Here is a 5,342-nt window from a genome sequence, read left to right on the forward strand (position 1 = left end):
GCACTGCTTCATCGCTGTATCCATACCCCTCATGACTGTTATCAGCCTCTACGGATGGGGCGGAGTTACCCGTATGATTGCCGTATGGTTGGATACTTGTATCCGACAAAAATATTTGACGCGTCTATCGTTTCCGAAATGCCGCTGTTGAAAAATGTCGGATTCGAGAATCCGACCTACGGTTGCTGAACAATGTTTTGTAGAACTTGCTCAAAATCCATGTTTCGCCATTTTCCTTTATATATACCTAATGCAGCACGGGTTACGATTTCGTTTAAATCATAAATAGCCATTTACGTCCTCTGCTAATTTTCAGCGAGTAGATTGGGTTACCAAACCCAACAAAAAAGCAGCCTGAAAAATTTCAGAATGCTTGTTTTATGTTTTTTATCAATGATTTAGGTTTTAATCCAGCCTGCGCTTGCTAGTTAAACAGTATTTACATAAAAATCTTGCACTGAACAAACAAGCGTATCATGTTCATCATGAAATGATGGGCATAACGTTAATCTACAAATGTTTACATTTAAAGATATTTTTTCAGTTTCAATATTTTTAATTTGTAAGGTTAATACATGAGGATATTTGTGATATAGCTGATTTTTTAATTGTTCGTTGTCTAATATAGCAAAAGGTAATTTTGCACACAAATAACCAATAACTTTGTTTTTATGAAAAAAAACTATCCAATTTTCAATTCCTTCATCCCAATCAAAAGTAAAATTCGTTCCTTCTATGATAAATTTAGCACAAGATATTAAATCTAACTTAACCCAAGTGGATTTATACAGACTCAATGCTGATGAAGTTATAATATTATCTAAATTATAAATTTTCATAAATCAACGTTCCTTACCTGGTGTTCCATGCACAGGTCTAATCCCATCTTTATTCGGCTTTCTACGATAAATGTTAATTATATGTGTCGGTTTTCCGTCTGTATAGCCAACTACGTCGTTCGTTGGAACTTTTGCCTTATTTTGACTATCCCATAAATTATGTTTATCTGCATATCTAGCAGCATCTAATGTAGCTTTTTCCGCATCAACATCTGATTTAAATAAACTTTTGCTATCTATCTTGTCTAGACTAGATGCATCAGGTTTGTGTCGTACCATACTGAGAGGGTCAGTAATATATTTGCCATCTGTAATAGCTGATCCACCATTATAGGTAGTATGCGTATAATTTTTTTGTGGAACGAGACTATTTTGCAAAGATTGTTGTGTAGAAACGCCAGCTTTGCCATTAGGAGTAGCTTGCTTCGCTGGCTTATTCCCACCTGCCATCTCCCCATCTAAAGTCTGCATATGGCGGGCAGCAGGTTTTTTATAGCCGGTATTTTTAACCCAATCCCATTTAGTCGGGTTAAGTTCTACTTTTTTACCTCTCCAAACCGTAGTTGCGGCCTCTGCTACGGCAAGGGCAGTTTGGGCTGTTGCTGTTATATTCGGATGGGCATCAGCCCATTGTCTGGCGGAATTGATGCCGTCTTTTACCGCAAAAGCACTGTCCTGTAATAGGCTCGCGGCAGCAAGTTGTGCTTCCGGACTTAATTTTCCTAAATCATTAATACCTTGTAGAGTCTGCTGAGCGGCTGTATCTGTGACCGGGCTTACTGCACTGTCTGTAATTGCCCCAATCCCTACTCCTTGAAAACCCATTAAAAAAGGATTAACCGCACCTTGGACGATGCCGCGAATATCATCCATACGGTTAGCCCACCAATTTTTATTGGTTTATTGGTATATCGTTAATCATTTATTTCAAAAAAGTTATTTATTATCATATTATCAGGGAGCGGGTCGTTAAAAAAACTCCCTCAAATTCCATTAAATTAGTATTTATCCAGCACATAAACGAACCAAAGTGTTCTTTCCCTGAGTGTAAATATTTAAAATTAAATTCAAAATAAGTTTTTTTGCTTAGAAAATTTAATGGTTTTTCTATAGTGAAAAAAAAGCCCTTACTCGTTTTAGTTCGAGATACTATTTTAAATAAGTTTTTATTCTCAATAAAATAAGAATATTCATTTACTAAGTTGTTATGATGAAAAAGTAATTTTATTAAAATGTTTTCATAATTTTCTAGGTTCATTTCTAGCTCAATTTAAAATGATTTCATTGTTGCCGTACCAATGCGAAATTTACCATCGACAAAATTTCCCTTCACTGATACAGGTACCCCATCGCAGAGATGTAGGTCGGATATTTGTATCCGACAAAAATATTTGACGCGTTTATCGTTTCCGAAATGCCGCTGTTAGAAAATGTCGGATTCGAGAATCCAACCTACGGCTATATCCGTAAAGTCTGACCATTGTTCAATGCGGAAGGCGCGAATATTGCGGACGGAATGTAGAAACCAATATACTTAATTGCCATGCCATTCTCATCAAAATACCTGTGCTGTTTAAAGTGCGTGGTTCATTACACGAGTAATTTTATTTTCAGGCTGCCTGAAAGAAAGATAGGCAACTTATTACTCATCTTACGCTAGCTCTCAATAATTGAATACGTTGCACTAGAACCAATTATTTCTATGAATGTTTGCTCAAACATAAAAATATAGTATTTAAAGAATTCTCTATTCAAAGGAAAATAACTTTCTTTCGATATCCATGCCGCATAACGCTCATCAAGAAGTTCGAAAAAAGATTGACCACCATTTTCATGAAGCAAAGCTCTATCTGCATCTTCCGAAATTAAATCCATAAAAGTATCTATAAAATACGATTCATCAACAACCCTAAAATGAATAACATCCTCAATAGAAATTTTTATGGTTTTACCCGTATTTCTATAACCAACTGCTATAACTTCTACTTTATCAAAGTTTATTGCTGCATTATCAAAATAGAAATAGCCAGTTGGGAAATCTAAGCTTTTTAATTTCATAATTTATCGTGTATTTCCATATCTGATTTTTATTTTTCGGTTATTACTAATTGTTATTTCAAGTGTTGGTTCTCCACCACTGCTATCATTACGAACATTAACCGCACGCCCATCAGGTAAATTGCCCGTTATCGTTCCATTAGGACGTGTTTGTACATTTCGAACATTCAGACTATTAAAATCATTTAGTGCGTCATTGTAATCCCCCACTTTATCATACTGAACAGCGGGACCTTTTGTTTTACTCCTTTGAGTAGTATTGCTCAAAATGTCTTTGATTTGTAAATCACTGCGCACCTTACCGGCTTCTATACGAGCTGACACACTACTCGGGCTATAGGGGTCGCTATCAATCGCAGGATTACCACCGCTGGTTTTTTGTCCGCTAGTCTGTTTCCCAACCTGCTGTACTGTATTGCCAATTTCATCTACCGTACCTAACGCCTTAGTCTGCATATGGCGGGCAGTAGGTTTTTTATAACCGTTATTTTTAACCCAATCCCATTTGGCCGGGTTAAGTTCTACTTTTTTACCGCCCCAAACCGTACCTGCAGCCTCTGCTACGGCAAGGGCAGTTTGGGCTGTTGCTGTTATATTCGGATGGGCATCAGCCCATTGTCTGGCGGAATTGATGCCGTCTTTTACCGCAAAAGCACTGTCCTGTAATAGGCTCGCGGCGGCAAGTTGTGCTTCCGGACTTAAATTTCCTAATTCATTAATATCTTGTAAAGTTTGCTGCGCAGAGATGTAGGTCGGATATTTGTATCCGACAAAAATATTTGACGCATCTATCGTTTCCGAAATGCCGCTGTTGGAAAATGTCGGATTCGAGAATCCGACCTACGGCTGCTGACTATTTTCTTGTTTATATAATTCTACAACTGCAAACTACTATCAAATCTTTTTATCTCTGGCTCTACACTCAGCAAGAATATTTTTATTTTACAAAACATAGGCTAGTTATTTGAGTATATTGTCAAATTCTAATTTGTTTTTTTGATAGATTTTTTTATACCATTAATACATTCATTAGTTGTAATTCTGCCAAGCGAATGTAATTTATCAATATCAAAACAATCGGTATAAACCCTATTCACAGTTTTATCTTGTATTTCCTTATGAATACTTAATATATTGAGATAGTTTAGAAATTTTATTTTCTCAGATTGAGGTAACTCATCAAAACCAAGCCAATAATAAAAATTGTTATATGATTTTAAAAAATCAACAATTTTTATTTTTCCTAAAACCAAATCTTCGACTAACTGGGTTGCATAAATAATATCATTTATGATTTTAACAGGTAAATTATTTGATGGGTAACCATGGGGTTCCGTCATCATTGGTTTCTCTAGGTGCTTATTTATCTGATTGGTAAGCCTTTTGCGTAAGCTTCTTTCGCCTCCGCAAGTGTCATTTCATTAGGACCACCATCTATATTAGTTTCTCCTGTATTTTGCCACTGACAAACGTCACAGATATCATAGTCCATAACTTCAGTTCCGCAAACAGGACAATGTAGCCATATTTCTCCGTCAATTTCCCATGTCTTTTTTGAATTCTCCATCATAATACTTCTTTCCTAAGTTTGGTTTAAACATTGTTTTGATTTTGAATGTTTTTGGATTGGCCAAAACATAGATATTGTTATTGATATCATAGCGCACTCGTCTATGTTCCGTCTGATAACCTAATATCTTGTCCGATGTCTGTTTTGATAACAAATCAGACGCCATTTTTTGGTAGTCTTCAATGGTTATATCGCCAAATTCTTTTCCATGAGCTTTGAAATGTCCATTTAAAGATTTCTCAGTAGGAAACTTGGATTTTGTCCATCTGATGCGGTCTTGAATTGTTCCTGTCGGAGAAATAGATGTATCAGGTTTAACATATGGGGCAGGTAAGCCGATATTGTTATCAGAGTGTGTAGAGTGTTGCTGCGTACTTGGTTTCGGTGGCTTATTTTTCCCGGCCATTTCCCCGTCTACAGTCTGCATAGGTCGGGCAGCAGGTTTTTCATAGCCGGTATTTTTAACCCAATCCCATTTGGCCGGGTTAAGTTCTACTTTTTTACCGCCCCAAACCGTACCTGCAGCCTCTGCTACGGCAAGGGCAGTTTGGGCTGTTGCTGTTATATTCGGATGGGCATCAGCCCATTGTCTGGCGGAATTGATGCCGTCTTTTACCGCAAAAGCACTGTCCTGTAATAGGCTCGCGGCGGCAAGTTGTGCTTCCGGACTTAAATTTCCTAAATTGTGAATACCCTGTAAAGTTTTCCGTGCTGCCGCATAGGTTACCGGGTTTACCGCACTGTCTGTAATTGCCCCAACTCCCAATCCCTGAAAACCCGTTAAAAAAGGATTAACCGCACCTTGGACGATGCCGCGAATATCATCCATACGGTTAGCCCGCCAATTTTTATCGGGGTCGTTTTCCCATATCAGT

General features: G+C 37.4%; 5 protein-coding genes and 4 pseudogenes. All 9 read right to left on the reverse strand.

The annotated features are described in order from the left end of the window. Window positions 1-428 precede the first annotated feature (428 nt). Window positions 429-839: a hypothetical protein gene (locus DFR77_RS12125; protein WP_003690957.1), complete on the reverse strand. Its 411-nt coding sequence runs from the start codon at window positions 837-839 to the stop codon at window positions 429-431. 3 nt (window positions 840-842) lie between these two features. Further along, window positions 843-1,736 (reverse strand): annotated as a pseudogene (locus DFR77_RS12130) (MafB family polymorphic toxin); the annotation flags it as partial. 17 nt (window positions 1,737-1,753) lie between these two features. After that, window positions 1,754-2,097 (reverse strand): annotated as a pseudogene (locus DFR77_RS12135) (hypothetical protein). 398 nt (window positions 2,098-2,495) lie between these two features. Then, window positions 2,496-2,897: a hypothetical protein gene (locus DFR77_RS12140; RefSeq protein WP_003688156.1), complete on the reverse strand. Its 402-nt coding sequence runs from the start codon at window positions 2,895-2,897 to the stop codon at window positions 2,496-2,498. A gap of 3 nt (window positions 2,898-2,900) precedes the next feature. Continuing rightward, window positions 2,901-3,353 carry a hypothetical protein gene (locus DFR77_RS14280; RefSeq protein ID WP_003706393.1) on the reverse strand — a complete coding sequence of 151 codons (453 nt, stop codon included), beginning with the start codon at window positions 3,351-3,353 and terminating at the stop codon, window positions 2,901-2,903. Continuing rightward, a pseudogene (locus DFR77_RS14285) lies at window positions 3,345-3,650 on the reverse strand (MafB family polymorphic toxin); the annotation flags it as partial. The pseudogene DFR77_RS14285 and the gene DFR77_RS14280, both read right to left, overlap by 9 nt. A 230-nt stretch (window positions 3,651-3,880) precedes the next feature. Further along, on the reverse strand, window positions 3,881-4,240 hold the full coding sequence (locus DFR77_RS12150; protein ID WP_003702519.1) for a hypothetical protein: 360 nt from the start codon (window positions 4,238-4,240) through the stop codon (window positions 3,881-3,883). A gap of 20 nt (window positions 4,241-4,260) precedes the next feature. After that, the gene (locus tag DFR77_RS12155; RefSeq protein WP_002235294.1) at window positions 4,261-4,467 is read right to left on the reverse strand and encodes a CPCC family cysteine-rich protein; all 207 of its coding nucleotides are present in this window, start codon (window positions 4,465-4,467) and stop codon (window positions 4,261-4,263) included. Beyond that, window positions 4,433-5,342: pseudogene (gene mafB / locus DFR77_RS12160) on the reverse strand (polymorphic toxin MafB class 3); the annotation flags it as partial. The gene DFR77_RS12155 and the pseudogene mafB, both read right to left, overlap by 35 nt.

Source organism: Neisseria gonorrhoeae, assembly GCF_003315235.1.
GTDB lineage: Bacteria > Pseudomonadota > Gammaproteobacteria > Burkholderiales > Neisseriaceae > Neisseria > Neisseria gonorrhoeae.

Excerpts from the sequence above, each read along its gene's own strand:
- DFR77_RS12125 (WP_003690957.1), bottom strand. The coding sequence starts at position 839 with ATGAAAATTTATAATTTAGATAATATTATAACTTCATCAGCATTGAGT.
- DFR77_RS12140 (WP_003688156.1), bottom strand. The coding sequence starts at position 2,897 with ATGAAATTAAAAAGCTTAGATTTCCCAACTGGCTATTTCTATTTTGAT.
- DFR77_RS14280 (WP_003706393.1), bottom strand. The coding sequence starts at position 3,353 with ATGCAGACTAAGGCGTTAGGTACGGTAGATGAAATTGGCAATACAGTA.
- DFR77_RS12150 (WP_003702519.1), bottom strand. The coding sequence starts at position 4,240 with ATGATGACGGAACCCCATGGTTACCCATCAAATAATTTACCTGTTAAA.
- DFR77_RS12155 (WP_002235294.1), bottom strand. The coding sequence starts at position 4,467 with ATGATGGAGAATTCAAAAAAGACATGGGAAATTGACGGAGAAATATGG.